This window comes from Lentisphaera araneosa HTCC2155 (assembly GCF_000170755.1).
Taxonomy (GTDB): domain Bacteria; phylum Verrucomicrobiota; class Lentisphaeria; order Lentisphaerales; family Lentisphaeraceae; genus Lentisphaera; species Lentisphaera araneosa.
Genome location: NZ_ABCK01000011.1, coordinates 1 through 21,702 on the forward strand (window position 1 = coordinate 1; position 21,702 = coordinate 21,702).

A 21,702-nucleotide genomic window follows, 5' to 3' on the forward strand; every position below is an offset into this window, starting at 1 on the left:
TTGCTGTTTTCGGAACGTATTTGAGGAGCACACCCGCATGGATGGTGAAATAATCGACGCCCTGTTCAGCTTGTTCAATAAGTGTATCTCTAAAGATTTCCCAAGTTAGGTCCTCGGCTTTACCATTAACTTTTTCTAAAGCTTGGTAAATCGGAACCGTACCAATTGGTACTGGTGAATTACGAAGAATCCACTCACGAGTTTCGTGAATATTTCTACCTGTAGAAAGATCCATTACGTTGTCGGCGCCCCAACGAGTGGCCCAAACGAGCTTCTCTACTTCTTCTTCAATAGAAGATGTAATTGCACTATTACCGATATTTGCGTTAATTTTCACTAAGAAGTTTCGACCAATAATCATTGGCTCAGATTCTGGGTGATTGATATTATTAGGAATAATGGCACGACCAGCTGCGATCTCGTCACGAACAAACTCTGGAGTAATTTCTTTAGGTGTATTTGCACCAAAAGATTGGCCTGGGTGAACGACTTGCTGATACATCTCAGCTTGCTTCATATTCTCGCGAATGGCAATATATTCCATTTCTGGTGTAATAATCCCCTGCTTTGCATAATGCAACTGAGTCACGCAAGCGCCTTCTTTAGCTCTTAATGGCTTGCGTTTTCCTTCAAAGCGAATCTGATCTAAGCTAGATTTCATGCTACGTGATTTAGTGTACTCAGAGTTAACTTCAACTTCTTCCACATCGCCGCGCGCTTTAACCCAGTCAGCTCTTAAGGGAGCTAAACCCTTCGTCACATCGATCTCTACAGTAGGATCTGTATATGGCCCTGAGGTATCGTAAATAAAAACGGGATCATTCTTCTCTGGCACATCAGTCGTTTTGGTGTCGGCACAAGTCACTTTGCGCATGGCAACTTTTACTTCTGGGTGAATTTGGCCTTGAACGTAAATCTTCTCTGAATTGGGAAAAAGGATCTCGTGTAATTTTGTCTTGATTGACAACGTCCTGCTTAGTACTCATAATTATTTCCTTAAATTAATAAATCTGCCTCCAAAATATGTTTTTTTTACACTTATTCCACAGTTAGAACAAAAAAAGACCCGGACTTATTCCGGGCCTTTCAAAAAGTCTATTTTTTAGCTCTTAGAATTTAGATACTTTAATATCGCCATCAATCACATAAGATTTGATTTTGACATTATCAATTGCCATTTTCAAACCCGATTTCCCCGGAGAAAAAGTAATAAACTCACCCGAATTTCTACGGAAACCATCTCTCAAAGCTACAGAATTTTTTGTTATCATCATAACTTCGCCATTAAAAAGAACAACGTATGTACCAAGGAAGCTATTCCAAGAAATAGCGACGTGATTCCAAGCACCCTCTTTAAATGCATCGACATTCATTTTTTTATCACAAAGAAAATCGAAGCTTTGGCTTTTGTATAAACCAGTTTTCTTCATCTCTGCCAATTCTTTTGCTGATTCAACTGCATAACGCTCATATAAGCCTTTCTCAACTTCAACTTTTTCAGAATCACTTAAGGGGCGATCGTTCACAATATTGTAACGCTTGCGGTATATAGCCTCTTGTTCCTTGAGATCCTCTTGAAAGTTCTGCCTCTTTTCTTCAACGATTTCTTCAACTGCGGGGAGTTCATCAACAAAAGTTGTAGCACCGCGCAAACTAAAGCGACCAAATTTATCTACAACGAGTGACAAAAAAGCTTCACTACCACGTTCTTCTACGATTACGGCTTCTTTATCTTTTACGCCGAAACTATCTTCCGTTGCTTTAAGCCAGAAACCAAATGTTGCGACATTCGCATCATAAAACTTTTGTCCAACGCGCAAACGACCTTCACTACGCCCCTTGCCTTCGCTTAAATCAAGTGCGTAACCCTCTTTTCCCGCGATAAACTGAACTTGGCCACGCGTATAAAAGTTCGACATTTCACCTTCTGCTGCGACAACTTGCGATGAGTAACGACTCACTTGTTTCGTTTTCGCTGTGTTAAAATTCTGATGGTAAGTGCTATCGTCAGCAATAAGAGATGCACTCATCAATGCAGCCGTGCCTAAAAACAATAAATTTCTCATATAAAAAACTCCTCAATTGGTAAATACACTAAAAAGACATCGTTAAATTACTGATCCCTAAGTCTTATGCAACTAAAAAGTATGGAGGAACAAGCCTCACAATAGAAAAAATTAGCAAATCAATGCTATTTAAGCTTAAAGCCTCGCCATGGCTTATGGCTTACTAGGATTTTGCTAAGCCCGCAAAAAGCTCACTGAGTGATTGACACTCTGCTTGTTCAAGAACTTCTTTTTTGGTCCCACTATACATTAAAACACCCTGATGAAGCACAAGCAGTTTATCACATAAATTCTCGGCCTCATCGAAATAATGAGTTGAATACATCATCATTCTTTGCGGGTTGCGCATTTTTTGTATAAATTCAGTTACTTGTAGGCGTGCCACAGGATCAAGCCCTGTAGTGGCTTCGTCGAGGATCAGTAAGTCTGGACCATGTATAAGTGCTCGACAGATGTTGACTTTTTGTTTTTGCCCGGTGGAGTATTTATCTGTATAGCGATCAATAAAATCTACCATCCCCAAGCGCGTTACAAAATCTTCTATCTTTGCTTGAAGCTCAGCTTCATCCATTGAACACATGCGGCCAAAAAACTCAAGCGTCTCTTTCCCCGTCATGCGTTTATATAAACCCGTACTCCCCGACAAAAAACCCACATGATGACGGATTTTTTCATTCGCTTGTTCATCACCTTCAACCTTATACTCCAAACCATTAAGCGAAAGCGTTCCCGCACTTGCTTTTAGAGTGGTCGCTAAGATTCGCAAAAGAGTTGATTTTCCCGCACCATTCATACCCAAAAGGCCTGCCGTTTCACCTGGGGCTAATTCGAAACTCGCATTCTTTAAAGCATGCACTTCTCCCGTACGCGCATCCCCAAAAGTTCGACTGAGCCCCTCAACTAAAAGCATTTCAGCTTACTTTACCTAATGTCTTAACTGGCAGCTCAAGTGGATCTTGAACCACTTCTCTTGTATCGACTTCTCGCCTCACATCATTAAAAGTTGCGTAGAGCGCAAAAGTCATAAGTAGAAGCATGAACACAACGTAAATGGGCTGTAAAACAGCCGCAGGAACCTTGCGACGAGTTAACATCTCAATGAGCGCAATCACAATGTGTCCACCATCTAAAACAGGGAAAGGCAGTAAGTTGAAAATAGCTAGAGCCACATTGATCATTAAAACAAAACTCAAACCTTCGATGAGTCCCGCCTGCTTAACCGTCTTATACATACCACTAGAAATACCCACAAAACTCGACATCATGGAAATATCGACACCTGAATTTGGTGAAACTAAAGCTTTAATCGTATCGTAAGTATTTTCCACTACGCGAGTGATCTGAACGACAGGATTAATTTTTTGAATCGACATTTGTGGTCCCACTCCTAACTGCTTGTAAGTATGAGTCGGTGTAAACTCAAGCTCCACCACCTCTGCTCCACGCTGCAATTTGACTTTCATCATTTCTTTTTGATGACGTGCCACCACACCTTTAAATTCTTTCAAATCCTTCATGGGATAACCATTGACTTCCACAATGGCATCTCCAGCTTTAATGCCGGCTTTTTCTGCAGGAGACTCCGCAATCACGTCCATAATTCCTGGAAAGCTTCTGAACATCATCCCCGCCTTGTCTACACTCTTAATTTGCGGTGCAATGAGAAAAGTCTTTTCTTGTCCTTCACGCTCAATGACAAAAGTGAATTCTTTGCGGTCGTCAGCGTTTATTTCATCACCGATTTGATAGAAGTAATCAATTTGTTTATCATCAATTTTTTTGATAATATCACCAGACAAAAGCCCTGCCTCTTCGGCTGCTGAACCCTTGGCAATGCCACCTAAACCCGCTGGGTACAAAGATTCACTCTCTATGCTCATCAACCTTAAGTTTTCATAATTCTTATTACTCTTTGGAGTAAAAGGCCCAATCACTAAGTCTTTTTGATCACCGCGATCCACTTTTAAAGTCACATCATCACGCATGACATATTCCATCATCGTGACTTGATGGCTCGTTGCAGCTTTACCATTCACTTCACGGATAATATCTCCCGCTTTTAAACCTTTGGTAAATTCAACTGATTCTTTGGGGACATTAGTAATTAAGAGTCCTTCAGCAACTGGAGGAACTTTCTTGCCGACAAAATAAATCACTGTCCCTAAAACTAAAGCAAATAAGATATTAAAAAATGGTCCTGCTAAAGCCGTAATAATTCGATCTAGGGGCTTGGCTTCAGGCAAGGGTTTACCATCTTCCGTCTGTGGCTCATTTGCCGCATCCATCTGAGGGAGTGCTACATAACCGCCTAAGGGCAACCAACCAATAACGAAGTCTATATTCTTCCATCTCTTGGAGAGAATCCTATGACCAAAGCCAATGGAGAACTTGTCAACATGCATCTTCCTCCACAGGGCAGCCAACATGTGCCCCAACTCGTGAATAAATATACTAAAGCCGAAAAAGAATGCGACAAAAACAATTGATAAAACCCCTGCTAAGGTATCTGGCATAAAATTAACCTTTTTTTCTAAAATCTGTTACCGTTATACAATATTTAGCCTAGTATATGCTCAATAAGGCTTCTTTCAATGATCATAGGACGACACAAGTTATGAAAATCTCTGCTTTCAAACCTCAAGAAATCATCGTATCCCCCTCAATTCTGGCTGCGGACTTCGCAAACCTTGCCCCAGAAGTCAGCGGAGCTCATGAAGCTGGGGCTCAATTCATCCACCTCGACGTCATGGACGGCCACTTTGTGCCCAACATTTCTTTTGGTCCTGGCGTCATCGGAAAACTCCGTGCTCATTCAGAAGCACTCTTTGATGCTCACCTGATGATTAGTCACCCTCAAAAATATATCGAGGAATTTGCCCAAGCCGGTTGTGATCACGTAACTTTCCATATTGAATCAGACTGTGATACGCAAGAAGTCATTGATCAAATCCACTCATATGGCATGAGTGCGGGACTCACCTTAAAACCGGGCACGGACATTGAGACCTTATTGCCTTTTGTGGATAAAATAGAAATGGTTTTAATTATGACTGTTGAACCAGGCTTTGGCGGACAAAGTTTCATGCACGACATGGTCGAGAGAATCACGATCATTCGCGAAGCCAACCCCAAGCTACATATTCAAGTTGATGGTGGCGTTAATAAAGAGACGTCTAAAATTGTTCGTGACGCTGGAGCTAATGTACTCGTTGCGGGAACCGCATTTTTCCGTCATCCCAGAGGCATGAAATCGGCTCAACTTGAGCTAAGCCAGTAGATGCGTAAGTCTTTACTTACTCTCTAACTAAAACAGGTTTATACTCCAACCATTCTTCTTCAGCTTCACTATGTAAAGTAAAGCGTTCCATTTCTCGAGCCAGAGATTGTGGTTTATCAGGCACAACCATCGTTATTCCACCATGGATAATTGTTGAAAGAGTCTCTGTACTGAGCTTAACGCCAAACAAACTCACATCCATACCCATTGCTGTTGCATTATAAAAAATAGAATTTCTTCTAACTAAGTAGCTAAAGTTAGGGTCAATGAACAAACGCATTTCAACTCCAGTTGAATCTGAGCTCAATTTAAAAGCTTCTATGCTACCAATTTTTATTTGTCTGTAAAAAACTGGTGATCCCACTTTTAGACTACTTAAGCGCTCGCCTTTCACAACAACTCGCAACCCCTCTTGATTGATCGTTTCAGCAGGAGCTGTGTCCAATAAGTCAAAATGATTCAAGCTATGCTGACTCAAACCTTTGCTGACCTTGATAAAGGCACCCGTCACAATTGCCGCCGGGTTTTTAACTTGATCAATATTAAATTCAAAATCTTCGATCCAAAATCTTGAATCTTCCGCCATAACATCTTTATACTTTTCTTCAATCATTACATCGTATTTCAGCACATCACGAACTAGACTCACGTGAGTTACCTGACCTATGGTCATCGTTTTGTAAATCAGCTTACTCCCTACTTTTAAACCTGACTCATGCTGAGTACTCAAGCTAGCAGCAACATAAAATTTCTGAGCTTCATCTGAACTTTCATACAATTCAAACTCATCAGGTATGGGCTCCGTATTTGACTTTATGGGTGTAGCATAAGAAATCCCACCAGAAATAATACTTTCTACTGAGCCAGTCACCAATTTAAGCCCTGTCATATCGGCTTTCACTTCAATCCCACTCATATTAAAGAACTTAGTGGAGGCGTTGATTGTATCTTTGTATTGGCCTGTTACATAGACCTTGATTTTAATGAGACCACTTTTTTGATCTAAGTCATAGGACATCACTTTACCAACATTTAAACCCTTGTATAACAAAGGGGATCCCTGACTAACTGAGCCAAGTTCCTTAGTCAAAATCGTATAAAAAACACCTCCATCATTAGTATACTCCTGCTCTTTATACGCATGGTAACTATCCAAGAGTTCAAATGAATACTTACTAGACTGTACACTTAGATCTTCCGTCACAAGAGCAATACCTGAGTGCAACATTGAGCTAAGTGAGCCTACATTAAAGTACATGCCCTTGAGAGACACTTCGCCTTCAACGGCTCCCTGCAAATAAAAACTAGAAGTCTCGTTCACTAAATGTTTATACTCATCGGCAATCACCACATCAAAATCCACCTCACCAGTCTTCATAATACGAGAACGCAACAAAGTACCTACCACTAAATCATTGTAAACTATATTAACTCCCTCTTTTAAAGAGTGACTTTTTTTTGCATGTAAGCGCAGCTCCGTACCTTCCATAACTGGTGCTTGAGTATTTAATTTAAATTCACTTATTAAATCAGTACTTTTAGATTTGGTTTCAAAAGTGATGTAAGGCCCACGAGCCAAGGCATCTAGTCCCTTGACTTTTGTCAGACCAATTTTTGGTTCAACAATCCAAAAATAAGCATCTTTATTAGCTAGGTGACGAAAATCTTCATCCAACTTAATTGCAAAAGTAGTTTCATCTCTCTTAGGGTCATAGGAGACTTTATCCACGATACCCGCATGAATACCTTTGTAGTATATATAAGTTGATTTTTCATCGATATTGTAACCAAGCTTTGAAGTCAAATAAATCGTATCGCTAGCCAAATGAGTGGCTTCTTCATCCTCATAAAGTATAAATTCAGTATCTTCGCTAGAAATAGCTTTACTCTGTTCAGGAGAACTTAAAGCAATGCCACCAGCAATAACTGATGCTAATGAATCCATACTAATGCGTATTCCTGCTAGGGAAGCACGAATATCGACACCTGAAATTTTCCAAAACTTTGAATTTTCTTTAATTAAATGTGCGTAATCCTCTTGAATATGCATGGAGTACTCCACGCCCTCTTTAGTTAAAATCACATTTTCAACATCGCCGACCACAATATCTCGAAACATAATTGGCGCCCCAATCTTCAAATCCGATTCATCAGCTTTTAGCTTAAAACGTAAACCTGGATCAAAAGCATCAACAGGTGCTGTAGACTCCGCCTGAAAATCAAACTGGTTAGGCATACCTGCCAGCTCTAATTTATCCTTACTTGGTGGCATAACTCCAATGTACACACCACTTAAGATCGTGGATAAACCACTAATCTCCGTCAGCGTTACCTTGGGTTCAACTTTCCAAAAAATTGTTCCACGTTTGGAAATAATCGCTGCTTTTTTCTCTAGCATTAAAGTGGCATCGACTTTGGTCACATCATTCTTATTAACTTGAACACCTGTGACTTGGCCAATCTTTATACCATTATAAACGAGTGCTGTCTTATCCGCAGTGAGACCTTCACCACTATCAAAGGTAATAACAATCTCGAACCCTTTGTCATCAAAGTATTTATATATCATCAGCCCCGCCACCGCCATTGCGACTATTGGGATAATCCAAACCACATAAATGGGTTTTTTACTTTTCACTACTGCCTTTTGTTCCATCACTTTCACCGTCTTTTAATTATCAAACATTAATCTTGGGTCAAATTTCTCTGTAGCAATAATCGTAAAGATCACTGCCGCACAAAAAGAAATTGCCGCTGCACCAGTTTGGATTGTCGCCAAACCTTGAAATTGAACCATCGAAACCATCAATGCGACCACAAAAACATCCAGCATTGACCATTTACCTATAAGGTGGATAAGGTGAAACAGTTTTAACCCTAGCTTGGCCTTATCTTTTTGCCTGAACGCCACGATCATTAACAAAAAATAAACCACTGATAATTTAAAGACTGGAACAGCTACACTCGCAATAAATATGATCAGCCCCAATCCGTATTCCTTATGAGCCAAAAAGTAAATAACCCCTTCCATGATCGTACTACCTTCATCCGTACCTAAACTCGTCACCACCATCATCGGCATCAAGTTAGCAGGTATTAAAAACAAAGTCGCCGCAATCACATAGCCAAAGGTCTGAGCCATGGAAGATGGCTTACGTTGAAAAATACCCGCACCACAACGCACACATGTTTCAGCTCCAACGTCATGCAACTCTTCACAAGTCAGACACAAAACTTTTCCCTCGCTAATATCAGTCTTCCATTTCATCGTAGTGATTCCATAAATCTTCAGCGTTAAACCACGTCACCGTCACATAGTAACTTAGGAGAAAAAAAACAAACAAAACTAAGCCTGCATCTAGCTTCAAGGTGGCCATGCCAGCTAGCTTTACAATAGCAACAAAAATCGAAATTAAATAAACTTCTGCCATTGACCAAGGAGCCAAATGTTCGTAATAACGAAAAAAACTTTTTAAACGAGAAATTGGTCGCCCAATTTTCGCAGGAATTATCAACATCATGATCAAAAACAGCATTAACAAAGGGATAAAAACCCCTACGGAAGATGCAATGATCGCAATCACGTAATAACCATCGTGGAAGAAAAATAAAACGGCCTCTAGTAAGGTTACCGAATGAGCCTGCCCCATGATCGTTAAAGTCATAATAGGCAAAAAGAGTGTGGGAATAAAAAACAAAAAGGCCGACAGGGCCATCACCAAGACTAAATCAAAAGATTCACCTGGCCTATAAAACACAGAATGACAACGCGGACAGGAATACTGATGAGTCATATCAAACTCCTCAATACTTATAAGTAAACCGCAATCCTTGCAGGATGTTTCTTTCATATTCTCCTAACACTATCAAATAACACTTCAAAAAACTTACTGCATTTTTCAGCTCAGCGCAAACGTGCAGGGAAAATGAAAAATTAATTAGCTATTAGAATTTGATGAGTTGAGTAAATTAACCCAGTAAACAAGGCTCCCAGTCCTTCCAAACAACTTCATGCCCGCGAGATTCAATAATCTTTCCAATCTCATCTACATTTCTCTCGTCTGTTATATCGAATTGCTTCAAGGCAGATTCAGGATTGCAATAGCCACCTGGCTCTGTTGATGACTCCGCACTCATATGAGTCACACCTAAACCAATTAAACCGTCGCGCAAAAATGCAGGTTCACGCGTGGAAATATTGATACCCAAATCCGGAAAAGCCAAACGCCAAGCTAAAATCAATTGCACCACATCTTTATCACTTACGTCTACAGCTGGCTTATAATCAGTCTCGGACTCACACAAACGCGGAAGACTAACCGAATACTGAACACGCCAGTAATTCTTCATCATCCAATCCAAGTGCAAGGCACAATTCAAAGTATCTAAGCGCCAGTCGGGTGCGAGCCCCAAGAGCACGCCCATATTAATTTTTCTCATCTTGGCTTCTGCACCGCGCATGGGCGCATCAAAACGATGATCATAATCTTTTTTCTTACCGCGTAAATGAACCTGAGCATATACATCGCGATCGTAGGTTTCTTGATAAAGCGTAAGTGAATCAACTCCCGCTTTCACTAAGTCTTCGTATTCATTTTGGCGAAAGGGAGCTGTCTCGATGGCCACAGAGGAAAAATAAGGGCGAACTGAACGAACCATCTTTGAAACATATTCTGCTGTCACAATTTTTTGGTGTTCACCTGAAACGAGCAAAAGTTGGCGAAAACCACGATCATTTAGGTACTTAGCCTCAGCTTCCATTTCTTTTTCATCAAGAGTTTTACGTGGAATCTTATTTTCCATCGTAAAACCACAATAGGTGCAAGTATTTGTACACTCATTCGACATGTAAGCTGGTGCATAGAGACGAATCACTTTACCATGACGTTCAGAAGTCAATTGACTTGAGAGCTGAGCCAAAGGCTCTAGAAACTGACTAGCCGCAGGCGATAAAAGTAGTGAAAAAGTTTCTAAACCTTCTTTTGGATAGCCCGAACTAATCAAAGATTCGATACGACTCGTATCTTCACAGTTCAGGTTTGACTGAAGGGCACTTCGGTCAAAGGAATTGAAACTCTCGAGGAAACTCATTTTAAAAATGAAGTTAGTGGACTACTCGCAGAAGCCTGAGCTCCGCGCTTAGCTAAACCACATAAGTAGGCTTGACGACCTGCTTCAACGGCAACAGAAAAAGCTTTTGCCATTCCCGCAGGATCAGAACTTGCCGCCAATGCCGTATTCACTAATACACAATCAGCACCCATCTCCATGGCTTCACAAGCGTGAGAAGGTGCACCTAAACCCGCATCGACGACAACTGGGATATTAGATTGTTCAATAATGATCTTAATCATTTCTTTTGTCTGTAAACCTTGGTTGCAACCTATGGGCGCCGCCAAAGGCATCACAGTGGCACAGCCAACTTCTTCTAAACGCTTCGCCAAAACGGGATCTGCATTGATATAGGGAAGTACAGTAAAACCTTCTTTCACCAAGGCCTCTGCTGCTTTCAGTGTCTCGATAGGGTCGGGAAGTAAATAACGTGGATCAGGGTGAATCTCAAGCTTCACCCATTTCGGCATTCCTGCTGCATGAGCTAATTTCGCCATAACAACTGCTTCTTCAGCAGTCGCCGCACCACTCGTATTGGGTAAGATAAGGTATTTCTCCGGGTCGAGTGCATCAATAATATTCTCGCCCTTCTCTCTTTCAAAATCTAAACGACGAAGCGCTACAGTGACAATTTCTGCACCGCTCGCTTCAATCGCAGACATCATTGCTGAGTTATTTTGAAATTTACCCGTTCCCACAAAAAAGCGGGAACGAATTTCTCTATCAGCAATTACGAGCTTATCGGACATTATCTAGGCTTCTTCCTGGAATACTGTTTGATCGTTTTGACGCTTAATATCACGCTCATCACGCTCTGCAGAAATACGTTCAAGTTGAGTTGCCATACGGTTGCAAACAATTGGCGCTGCTACGTAGATTGAGGAGAAAGTACCTACACCAATACCGATTGTAAGAACAGTGGCGAATTCTTGTACACCGCCACCTAAGCAAAGCACGATAACAACAAATAAAGTTGTGAGTGAAGTAATAATTGTACGACCGAGCATATCATTAATTGCCGTATTCACGATTTCGAAAATTGACTTCTTCTTGATGTCGCCAGATTTCTCACGGATACGGTCATAAACAACAATCGTATCATTCAGCGAGTAACCCATAATCGTTAATACCGCACCAATAATTGGGAGTGAAATTTGATTGCCGAGAAGAACAAAGATACCCACAGCAATCAAGGCATCGTGTGCCAGGGCCGCAATTGCGCCAATCGCAAACACACTCTCGAAACGGAAAGTAATGTAGATAAAGATCGCAACCATTACCCAAAGCATGGCGCTAAGAGCTTTACTCTTGAACTGCTCCCCAACGAGACCACCGATGCTTTCACCGCCATTATTGACAAATGTTGCACCTGTTTCAGAACCGATCTTGTTGAGAAGAGCATCCACTTTCTTAGCAAAAGTGTCGGCATCTTCACCAGGGAGATCTTTGAATACAAGCTCTAAACTCTTGCCTTCAGCACCCACTGCCGTTTTATAAGCAATACGGGGACTTTTCACTTTGAGTTCGCTACTTAATGCCGCTGCAATCTTTTCTTGATCAGGAGCTTCTCCTTCTACTTGATAGGAAAGTGCTGTACCACCAGTGAAGTCCACACTTAGCGCGTCAGTACCTTTTGTGACTAAAGTTACGATAGAAACACCACAAAGAATGGTTGAAAGGAGGAAAGCTTTTTTACGGTTTTTCCAGAAGTTGATGTTCCATTTCTTAGATGTACCTAAACCTGAAATAACTTTCTTATCACCGCGCTCACCATTATTCATCCAGTCGAAGAAAATGCGCGAGACAAAAATCGCTGTGAACATGGTTGTGATAATACCGATTGAGAGCGTAATTGCGAAACCTTGAATCGGACCTGTACCAAAGTTGTAGAGGATAAGTGCCGAGATAAAAGTTGTTAAGTTCGCATCAAAAATAGCTGTAAACGCACGAGCAAAACCCTCGCGAGTTGCGTTATCCGCAATTCTACCTGTGGAAAGTTCTTCACGAATACGTTCAAAAATCAGTACATTGGAGTCAACAGCCATACCGAGTGTTAATGCGATACCCGCAATACCTGGAAGCGTAAAAGTAGCACCGTAGATCATCATAGAAGTGGCAAGTAAAACGAGGTTGATTACGAGTCCGATTGCTGCGAAAAGACCTGGGAGCTTATACCACCACATCATAAAGAGCATCACACCAAGGACACCAATGATGGTCATCATCACACCACTCTTAATTGAGCTTTCGCCTAATGTTGCATCAGTACGTGATTCACCATCGATATTGATTTTGACTGGGAGTGAACCTGATTGAAGAACGAGAGCTAATTCAGCCGCTTCTTCGATACTGTCCATACCGTCAATCTGAGCTGTACCACCATTGATAACGGCTTGAATTCTAGGAGCACTGTAGCAAACGCCATCAAGGACAATCGCTAAACGCTTTTGAACAAATCTTTCTGTGACTTCACCAAAATCTTTAGCACCTTCTTGGTTGAAAGTTTTGCTTACTACCCAACCACCACCATCGGGGTCTTGACCGTAAGAAGTTTTGACAATGTCTTTACCAGTCATTTCTGGCTCAACTTTAAGAAGGAGAACTTCTGGAGGTCTTCCAGACTCATCGGCTTTACTGTAAACTAATTCATAGCCGATATCTTCTGGTTGCTTAGGACCATTGGGACGTGTTTCATGGAGAGCACGGAACTGTAATTCAGCTTGACGAGTGATTAAAGAAGCAACGGCATTTCTTTCCGCATCATTAACGACTGGAACACGTACGAGAACGGTATTATCAGAGAAAGGACGAATCTCAGCTTCCGCAACACCCTTGCTATCAATACGTTTCTTTAGAACTTCAACGATTTTGTCACGCACTTCAATAGCTTCGCCATCTTCAGGCTTAAGTTCATCTGGATCGAAGGCCACGATAAATTCAACACCACCCTTAAGGTCGATACCGAGCTTCAAGCGACCAGAAACTTCACCCTGTAAACGACTGACAACTTTTTTGTTCGAAAAGCTAGGCATTCCAAAGAACTTAAAGAGACGAATATTTTCCGTTCTCGTGTTGTGAAGAAGAGCTTCAGAAGGATTCATTGGCACTGGTGAGTCTTCAGCTTTCTTTTTGCCGGCTTTTACATCTGCTTCTGCATTATCTACGATTTTCTTGAAAGTCTCAGCTTCTTCATTCGAAATATATTGATTTCTAACTTTTCTGAGTTCTCTAAGTTCACGAGCTTTATCGCCAGTATTATCTTCATTTGCCTCAACAATGAGTTCACTCAGTTGCTCATCGAGTTTCTTGGCTTCAGTATCATTAAGCTTGGTTGCTAATGAATTCTCAGCTTGCTTGCGAATGTGCGCAAATAAGTCTTGGTTTTTAAGTGGTGTTGATTCCATCATCCATAATGCGAGAACGATGAGAACCGCAATCAAGCGGTATTTAACTGATTTTGACATTTGTACCCTCGATTTATTTCTTAGCGTCTTCGCTGACAACTGAGCGAACTGCGTTTTGATCTACTTTAACGATAGTCTTTTCTGCAATCTCAACTTGCAGAACGCCATCTTCAATGGCTCTGACTGAACCATAAATTCCGCCTTCAAGAATAACTTCGTCATCCTTAACTAAAGATGCAACACGATCTTTGTGAGCCTGCACTTTCTTCTTCTGGGGACGAAGAATTATAACGTAAAAAATCGCGTAAAAGACTACAAAAATTGCAATAGTCTTAATCATTTCAGCGGGGCCACCCTGCCTTTGAGCTTGAGCAGCTAATAAATCTAAGTTCATCAAACGGAATCCTATATTCTCTAGATTAAAATTTTATTTCAAACCCTCAAGTTTAAACCCACTTCAAAAATTCTCCAGTCATCTATCGCCTCAGCATAGATAAATGTAGCTTTTTTACGCGAGCTTTAGTGAAAATCTTGTTAAATGAAAGCTTCTAGTACTTTCTTTCTAAGTGTCTCAACTGATGTCGAGCTTTAATCGAGCCAAGATCAGCTGCATTTTTAAGCCATTTTTTAGCAAGAGCCATATTGGGTCTAGGTCCATAGTATCCATACTTGTGGATCATTGCCATGCGGTAACAAGCATCTTCATCTCCCAACTCAGCCTGAGCAAGAGTTCTTTCGTATTGCTGACGACTCATTTTACGAGTTACGAGTGCATAATCCGTCACCTCTTCATCTTTCTGAATTTGACCACTACCTTGCGCAGTTCGCATATTCTTCAAATACTCTTCTCGTTCCTTGTCTGGCTGCTTATCAAAGACTTGCTTATTTCGAGCTGCAAATTCCTCTTCTTGAGTCATATCTTCGTAGGGATCTTCCTCCTCCTCAAAGAAAGAACAGGAACAAAATAAAGTAAAAAGGAGTGCAATAATTAATTTTTTCATGATGAGCAAATACCACCTATTTTTTTGACTTATGAAAAACATTGAGCTTATTTAGTAATATCTGCACTAATTTTAGCAAGTTTTAAGTCGATATTTTTTTATTATACTGGAATTCTCTTTACTCAATTACTAGCTTAAACTTGTAACTTAAGGACACAATCATGGCTAAAGCTTCAATTGACCCCTCACAAGTACGCGCCTTTGCCGCCGAACTTAAAAATTTTAATCAAGAATTACAAAATCGTATGCTCTCACTCAGGGGACGTTACAAAGCCCTTAGTGAAACTTGGCAAGACCAAGAACACGCTCGTTTTGCCGAGGAATTTGAGCGCGCCATGAAAAGCTTAAAAAAATTCGTCGAATGCTCCAACGACCAAGCTCCACTTCTCATTCGAAAAGCTGACAAAATTGATGAATACTTAAAACAAAGGTAATATGTCTAACAAAGCCAATATCCAGTCTTTTGACGCACTCGAACAGTTTGCTCTACACCTCAAGAAATCTCGTGAGCAAATTAATCAAGCAGCGGGTGAAATGCGCAATGAGATTACACGGCGACAAAAAACTATCCATGAAGTCCTTCCTCAACAAGTCAACAAGCAAATTTTGCATTGGCAAGAAGTCATTAAAAAAACTCAACAAAGCTCTGGCAGAAGGCCTTCATCTGAAGCTAAAGACATCATTCAGCGCGCCAAAGATAAATTGGCTGACTTAGATAAAAAAAAGCAGGTGCTGCAAAAATGGAATAAAAAGTTACCCGCCTTACTCGACCCCCATAAAGGTCAAATCACCAAATTCCGCTCCTACACCGATCTAGAAATCCTCCGAGCAAGTGAATCACTGATGCAAAAACTTAAAACCTTAGATGACTACACCCAAATCAAGGCAAAAAAACAACTATGAACTTCCTCACACATCGTCAACATCTAGCTGAACTCAACCAACTTAATCAGCAAAAATGGGTTAAACTTCGCACCCATTGGAAAGATGAAAAAGCTCTTGAGTTTGATCGCGTCTACCTCAAAAACTTTCGCCGTCACATAAGCTTAACCCTTGATAGCCTTGACGAACTCGAACAAATCTTTAGACACTTCAAAGAGGAATACGACCAGTGATTTTCCCCTTAACACCAGAAAAACTTAAACAACTATTAGTTGAACTCAATCGTCAACTCAACAATGCTATAATCGAAATTGCTAAGCTCAAGGATAATTATCAACAGGATTTAGATAAACGATCTCTAGTTTTCAAAAATAGAAAAGCTCATCTCAAAAAAGTTCACAAAGATGAATACACTAAAATTGAGGCCCAGTTTAGAGACCAAATTTTAGATATAAAAAGAAAACAGCAGAGCGAAGTTCATCAAATCCAAAGCGCACTTCAAAAAGAAGAAGCAATCATTCAAAAGAAATTTAATGAAATTGGCGATGTTGATAGGAAGCTAATGGCTGATGCTCTTGGAGATCACCGAGAAGTTTGTGATCAAGAAATCCTTAAAGCAGAAGAGATATTTACTGAAAGGCAAAATAATTTAAATCAACTAAATATTTCAATTGATCTAAACACACTATTCCTAAAAAAGCATGGCCGCATAAATAGCGCCCGTGATCTTGATATTGCACTCGACGACTTGATCGACCAAGAAATTGAATTTGATTTAGAGTCAACAAAAAATGAATTGAGCTATGATGATGTATATAACAAAATCAAATCCATTTATACATCAATCAATCAATTACAAACCAATATTGAAAACAAGTTTATTTTCAAACTCTTCAAGATAATTCGTCCCTACATAATCTATGCAATTTTAATCATCCTTCATATACCTGCCTTCCTGTTTGCCTACAATTATAAGCCTGATTTCCTGCCGATTTCTTACACGGTTAACTCCTTTGTAATAAATATATTTATTATCACCACTTTACTCATTATTCGTAGCGTACTCATTGCCAAATCTATTAGCAATTTACAAAAAGATCATTCTCAAATACTCCCCCTTTTGGAATTCTCCATTGAACTTGCTGCACTCGAAAGATTGCGAGTTATTAATCGCCATAAAAACACATTCTTGCAAATACAGAATCGAGAAGGTAATAAACTAGAAGAGAAATTGAGATTGATTGAAATCGACCAACTTGTCGAAATGGATAAAGTTTCTAAAAATTATTTTGAAAAAATTCATAATGTTGAATCCATAGGAAACACCGCACTTGAACTCGTACTCCAAGAAAGACAGGAATTATGGGATCGAATTAGTGTAAAAACCGACGAACAGATCAGGCATTTAGTTGAAGCTCATGAAGTAAGCCAAGCAGCTTTTGTCGAGTCATCTGAAAAAAATATTGAACAACAATCAATACTAATAAATAAAAACTTAAATAAATCATGTAGTGATTTACAAGATAGCATCAAGGAAAATGAAAGATATAAAGAAGTACTTTTCCCAAGTTTTGAAAAAGCTCAGGCAAGCTGGGACCCCCTAGAGGAGTTTCATAATCAAATCGCATTCTCATCAATGGATGTATCTTTACATGAACAAATTAAATATCCTGAAAACCCAAACATCCAAGCTCAAATACCCGAATTTATCAACATCCCAAATATCCTCGAACTTCCAAGTAACGGTTCAATATTTATAGATGCTAGCAAATCAAGAAGACCACGAGGCATAAGACTTTTACAAAAAACCCTTTTGAGGATCCTGCTAACTATCCCTCCTGGCAAAGCGCGATTCAATTTCATTGACCCCTTATCTTTAGGTGAAAACTTTGCAGCTTTCATGCATTTGAATGACTACCAAAAAAGCCTAACCGGTGGTAAAATAAGTACTAAGGTTGGCCCCATAGAGCAAGTATTGAACGACTTAAATGACCACCTAGAAAAAATCATCCAAAAATACCTTCGCAATGAGTTTTCCAATATTTGTAAATACAATCTTGCAGCTGGAGAGATAGCTGAACCCTTCCGCTTTTTAACCATAGCAGATTTTCCTTTCAATTTTTCCGAAGATGCAGTCAAAAGACTTATCACCATAGCACAAAATGGTGCCAGATGTGGAGTTTACCTGATTATTCATCACAATACCGAGTACCCAATACCTGGTGGTTTAAGAATTGATGAAATAAAAAATCATTGCATATTTTTAGAACCTATAGAAGATACTTTTGAGTGGGAAAAATCCCCCTTCAATCAAAAGCAATTAACTATTGAAGAAGCGCCTTCCCCTGAACTCATGAATGAACTCATCAAGAAAGTAGGCGCAGCCTCTACATCATCTACTTTAGTGAAGATCCCATTTTCAAAAATCCAAGAACCATCACCGTGGAAAGCCAACACAAACAATTCACTCTCAATTGCAATTGGTTTAACTGGGACTCGCCAACAAGAAATTCAATTTGGTCAAGGCACTGCACAACATTGCCTTTTGGCAGGAAAAACAGGCTCTGGCAAATCTAATCTTCTGCATATAATTATCACCAATATGTCCATCAAATATTCTCCTAAAGAACTTCAATTTTATTTAATAGATTTCAAAAAAGGTGTGGAGTTCAAGGTATATGCCAATGAAAAACTCCCCCATGCTCGCGCCATTGCTATTGAGTCTGATCGCGAATTTGGGCTTAGTGTCCTTCGAAAAATTGATGAAGAGCTTAAAGAAAGAGGTGACAAATTCCGTCAAATCAACGCTCAACACATTAGTCAATTTCGAGATAACTCTACCGAGTTAATGCCACGTTTATTATTGGTAATCGATGAGTTCCAAGAGTTTTTCACTGAAGATGATGCCCTTGCTAAAGACGCAATCTTATTGCTAGACAGAATCGTTCGCCAAGGTCGAGCCTTTGGTGTTCATGTATTACTTGGGTCACAAACTTTAGGTGGCACACAAACACTCCCTAAATCCACTATGGGACAAATGGGCATTCGTATTGCCTTACAATGTAACGAGAGTGACTCTTATCTCATCTTTAATGAAAATAATAATGCTGCACGCCTACTCTCACGTCCAGGTGAAGCCATAATAAATAACCAGTCAGGCCTACCAGAATATAACTCACCTTTCCAAACAGCTTGGCTAAGTGAGAGAAAGCATCGCGCCGAATTAGTAAAATTACGCAATAAAGAAACGGGGCATCCATTTATTTTTGAAGGAAACATCCCAGCACAATTAGAAAGCTCAAAAGAATATTTAGAAAGTACCAATTATGAAGAATTTTTTATTGGCGAACCCTGTGCTATTGAACCTAGTCAAAAAATAAATTTCACTAAATCACCGAGTCAAAACGCGCTCATCCTAACAAATAATAAAGAAATGAGCCTAGGCATTTTGATGAACGCTTTCACAAAAGCTTGCAAACAAAACCATGAGTCTCAATTCTTCCTTCTCAACGGCTCTCAAGGTGACGTTCAATCACAAAGTTATTTTGATTTGCTGGAAGGAATAATAAAGGTTGTTTTGCCAGACAAAGTAGAAAAACTCATTGAAGAACTCCATAATACACTTCTTAATAGGCAAGATAATAATGAAGATTCGGCACTTTACGTTTTTGCGGCTGACTTACAACGATTCAGAAAACTCCAGAAAAAAGAAGACTTTTCTTGGGACGAAACTGAAAAATCTAGTGCCGATAAATTAGAAGAATTAATTCAACAGGGACCTGAACACAACATTCACTTTATCATTCACTGTGACACCTTCTCCAGTTATCAGCGCATTTTGAGCAATAAGCTTCTTCAAGACTTCGACATACGCCTCCTCAGTCAAATGTCTCAAACCGACTCATTAGCTTGCATTGACAATAGCGAAGCCTCGAAACTGGAACTGCACACGGCCCTACTTTACCAAGACCATAATGGCCTTTTAAAGAAATTCCGTCCCTATGCCCTTCCCTCCGTAGCATTTTATCAAGAGCAAATGAGCTCTTAACTAAACACGTCATATACTTTGCATAGCCAAGCACTCCGATTACTTTGGGGAAATTAAATTATTTTAGGAAATGATTACATGAGTATTTCTACAGAAAACTTCAGCTCTATTCAACTCTTCACTTTAAAAAACGAACAAGGCACCACGGTGAAAATCACTAATTATGGAGCGATCATCACCTCTATTATCACTGCAGACCGCGATGGTAATTTTGCGGACATCGCACTTGGTCACAATAGCCTTGACGAATACCTGACGGCAGTCGACAAACCTTACTTTGGTTCCACGGCAGGCCCCTTTGCCAATCGCATTGCCAAAGGTCAATTCACTCTCAATGGCAAGACTTATCAATTGGCAATCAACAATGGCGAAAACCACCTCCATGGTGGCAATATCGGTTTAGATAAAGTTGTATGGAAAGCGGAAGAACTTTCCGGTGAGGAATTCACCGGACTTCAACTCACTTATACTTCAGCTGATGGCGAAGAAAACTACCCTGGCGAAGTCAACATCACTGTGGAATATAAACTCTGGGATAACAACGACCTTGAAATTAGCTATCACGCCACAAGTGATCAAGACACGCCTATCAATCTCACCAACCATTCCTACTTCAACTTAAAAGGCGAAGGCAATGGTGATGTTTTAGATCACCTCGTGTTCATCAATGCGGATCATTACACTCCCACTGATGCTACAGCGATTCCCACAGGCGAAATTGCCCCCGTTGCGAATACTCCTTTTGATTTCACCAAAACAAAGACAATTTCTCCTGATATCACGGCCAATCACGAACAAATTAAATTTGGCAATGGTTTTGATCACAACTTTGTTCTCAACAAAAATGAAGATGAAAAGATGAGCCTTGCTGCTTCTGTTTATGAAGAAAGCACAGGTCGTTACATGGAAGTCTTCACTGAAGAACCCGGAATACAATTTTACACAGGTAATTTCTTAGATGGGCGCTTGGCGAGCAAAGGTGGTAAAAACTATGTTCAACGCGGTGGATTATGCTTGGAAACTCAACACTTCCCCGACTCACCTAATCAAGCCCACTTCCCCTCAACAATCCTTAAAGTTGGCGAAGTCTACTCAAGTAAAACAATCTATTCTTTCAGTAGCAAGTAATCATAAAAACGCAGTTCATTTGAACTGCGTTTTTTATTCAGCGTAGGAATAAGCGGAAGTAAGTAAAGCCTTAAATATAGATGAGCTTATCTTCCTTATTTATTTTTATAGGAGCACTCTCTTTCTTAGGACTTGGACTTTTCGGTTTAGTCTCTTTTTGTGTTTCTTTATTAGAGTTTTGATCCTTTCCTTCGACTATAGAAATGAGCTCATAGTCTTCAATCCCATGCTCTTTTAAAAAGTTTTTTAAGATTTTGCCATTGAGCTTTATTTCAAATATTGAGAAGCCATAAGGTGTTGCTCTTTTAATAAATTCTAAATTGATATAGCGGGTATTTTTATCTTTTTTGATTTGTATCAGATCTGACGAATTACTTTCTTTATTCTTATTGTTATGAATCAAGTTCCAGCCCTTTTTATCTTCACTTATCTTGACTTTATAATGCTTGGCGTAAGAATTTTCCCAGATCACCTCAATTGTCTTAATAGGGAGCGCTTTAGGAAGTACGATTTTCAGAAACTGCTTATCAGCAAACTCAGAACTCCAGCGACTCTGCATTTGTCCATCAAAAACCTTTCCACCATCAAAAGTTTGTATATCTCTTTCTTTTGAACTTACTGTCACAGTCACCTCTGCCGCAAGTAATACATGCGCATTGAAGAGAAAGGCCAAAAGTATTGCGTAAAGTTTCATAATTAAATCCTATTTAGTCATATTTAAGATTATGCAAGAGTTTAAGTCTATTAGCAATAGCGAGGGTTTTAGTTAAAACCTTTAATCTTA

At 39.9% G+C, this 21,702-nt stretch carries 19 protein-coding genes; 6 read left to right on the top strand and 13 right to left on the bottom strand.

The features are described 5' to 3' along the window. The 4 genes from LNTAR_RS12055 to LNTAR_RS25660 form a co-directional block, all read right to left on the bottom strand. A partial coding sequence (locus tag LNTAR_RS12055) for a phosphomethylpyrimidine synthase ThiC (protein ID WP_007278990.1) occupies positions 1 to 967 on the bottom strand: 967 nt, incomplete at its 3' end. Between the two features lie 142 nt (positions 968 to 1,109). Then, entirely contained in the window at positions 1,110 to 2,066 is a 957-nt protein-coding gene (locus LNTAR_RS12060; protein ID WP_007278991.1) for a hypothetical protein, read from the bottom strand. 163 nt (positions 2,067 to 2,229) lie between these two features. Further along, the gene (locus tag LNTAR_RS12065) at positions 2,230 to 2,976 is read right to left on the bottom strand and encodes an ABC transporter ATP-binding protein (protein ID WP_007278992.1); all 747 of its coding nucleotides are present in this window, start codon (positions 2,974 to 2,976) and stop codon (positions 2,230 to 2,232) included. 1 nt (position 2,977) lies between these two features. Next, positions 2,978 to 4,579: a site-2 protease family protein gene (locus tag LNTAR_RS25660; protein WP_007278993.1), complete on the bottom strand. Its 1,602-nt coding sequence runs from the start codon at positions 4,577 to 4,579 to the stop codon at positions 2,978 to 2,980. 101 nt (positions 4,580 to 4,680) lie between these two features. Here LNTAR_RS25660 and rpe point away from each other — a divergent pair, with 101 nt between their 5' ends. Continuing rightward, entirely contained in the window at positions 4,681 to 5,343 is a 663-nt protein-coding gene (rpe, locus tag LNTAR_RS12075) for a ribulose-phosphate 3-epimerase (protein WP_007278994.1), read from the top strand. A 16-nt stretch (positions 5,344 to 5,359) separates the two neighbouring features. Here rpe and LNTAR_RS12080 read toward each other — a convergent pair whose 3' ends face one another. The 8 genes from LNTAR_RS12080 to LNTAR_RS12115 all read right to left on the bottom strand — a co-directional run bounded on the left by LNTAR_RS12080 (position 5,360) and on the right by LNTAR_RS12115 (position 14,860). Continuing rightward, the gene (locus LNTAR_RS12080) at positions 5,360 to 7,999 is read right to left on the bottom strand and encodes an MlaD family protein (protein ID WP_007278995.1); all 2,640 of its coding nucleotides are present in this window, start codon (positions 7,997 to 7,999) and stop codon (positions 5,360 to 5,362) included. A 15-nt stretch (positions 8,000 to 8,014) separates the two neighbouring features. Next, positions 8,015 to 8,611, bottom strand: coding sequence for a paraquat-inducible protein A (locus LNTAR_RS12085; RefSeq protein ID WP_007278996.1), 597 nt, complete (start codon positions 8,609 to 8,611; stop codon positions 8,015 to 8,017). Then, positions 8,595 to 9,194 carry a paraquat-inducible protein A gene (locus LNTAR_RS25665; protein WP_007278997.1) on the bottom strand — a complete coding sequence of 200 codons (600 nt, stop codon included), beginning with the start codon at positions 9,192 to 9,194 and terminating at the stop codon, positions 8,595 to 8,597. Before LNTAR_RS25665 ends, LNTAR_RS12085 begins: the two co-directional genes overlap by 17 nt. 118 nt (positions 9,195 to 9,312) lie before the next feature. Next, a complete protein-coding gene (gene thiH / locus LNTAR_RS12095; RefSeq protein ID WP_007278998.1) occupies positions 9,313 to 10,434 on the bottom strand; it encodes a 2-iminoacetate synthase ThiH in 1,122 nt (373 codons plus the stop codon). Then, on the bottom strand, positions 10,431 to 11,204 hold the full coding sequence (locus LNTAR_RS12100) for a thiazole synthase (RefSeq protein WP_007278999.1): 774 nt from the start codon (positions 11,202 to 11,204) through the stop codon (positions 10,431 to 10,433). The genes thiH and LNTAR_RS12100 overlap by 4 nt, the downstream gene beginning before the upstream one ends. Before the next feature lie 3 nt (positions 11,205 to 11,207). Continuing rightward, on the bottom strand, positions 11,208 to 13,919 hold the full coding sequence (locus tag LNTAR_RS25670) for a protein translocase subunit SecDF (protein ID WP_007279000.1): 2,712 nt from the start codon (positions 13,917 to 13,919) through the stop codon (positions 11,208 to 11,210). Between the two features lie 13 nt (positions 13,920 to 13,932). Then, positions 13,933 to 14,253: a preprotein translocase subunit YajC gene (yajC, locus tag LNTAR_RS12110; RefSeq protein WP_007279001.1), complete on the bottom strand. Its 321-nt coding sequence runs from the start codon at positions 14,251 to 14,253 to the stop codon at positions 13,933 to 13,935. A 154-nt stretch (positions 14,254 to 14,407) separates the two neighbouring features. Next, entirely contained in the window at positions 14,408 to 14,860 is a 453-nt protein-coding gene (locus LNTAR_RS12115; protein WP_007279002.1) for an SEL1-like repeat protein, read from the bottom strand. A 161-nt stretch (positions 14,861 to 15,021) separates the two neighbouring features. On the opposite strand from LNTAR_RS12115, the gene LNTAR_RS12120 reads away from it, so the two are divergent. The 5 genes from LNTAR_RS12120 (at position 15,022) to LNTAR_RS12140 (ending at position 20,918) form a co-directional block, all read left to right on the top strand. Next, a complete protein-coding gene (locus LNTAR_RS12120) occupies positions 15,022 to 15,294 on the top strand; it encodes a WXG100 family type VII secretion target (RefSeq protein ID WP_007279003.1) in 273 nt (90 codons plus the stop codon). A gap of 1 nt (position 15,295) precedes the next feature. Beyond that, positions 15,296 to 15,763 carry a hypothetical protein gene (locus tag LNTAR_RS12125; protein ID WP_007279004.1) on the top strand — a complete coding sequence of 156 codons (468 nt, stop codon included), beginning with the start codon at positions 15,296 to 15,298 and terminating at the stop codon, positions 15,761 to 15,763. Then, positions 15,760 to 15,975, top strand: coding sequence for a hypothetical protein (locus tag LNTAR_RS12130; protein WP_007279005.1), 216 nt, complete (start codon positions 15,760 to 15,762; stop codon positions 15,973 to 15,975). Before LNTAR_RS12125 ends, LNTAR_RS12130 begins: the two co-directional genes overlap by 4 nt. Continuing rightward, entirely contained in the window at positions 15,972 to 19,790 is a 3,819-nt protein-coding gene (locus tag LNTAR_RS25675; RefSeq protein ID WP_007279006.1) for an FtsK/SpoIIIE domain-containing protein, read from the top strand. Before LNTAR_RS12130 ends, LNTAR_RS25675 begins: the two co-directional genes overlap by 4 nt. 78 nt (positions 19,791 to 19,868) lie before the next feature. Continuing rightward, positions 19,869 to 20,918: an aldose epimerase family protein gene (locus tag LNTAR_RS12140; RefSeq protein WP_007279007.1), complete on the top strand. Its 1,050-nt coding sequence runs from the start codon at positions 19,869 to 19,871 to the stop codon at positions 20,916 to 20,918. A gap of 70 nt (positions 20,919 to 20,988) precedes the next feature. Here LNTAR_RS12140 and LNTAR_RS12145 read toward each other — a convergent pair whose 3' ends face one another. Next, on the bottom strand, positions 20,989 to 21,612 hold the full coding sequence (locus tag LNTAR_RS12145) for a discoidin domain-containing protein (RefSeq protein ID WP_007279008.1): 624 nt from the start codon (positions 21,610 to 21,612) through the stop codon (positions 20,989 to 20,991). Between the last annotated feature and the right edge of the window lie 90 nt (positions 21,613 to 21,702).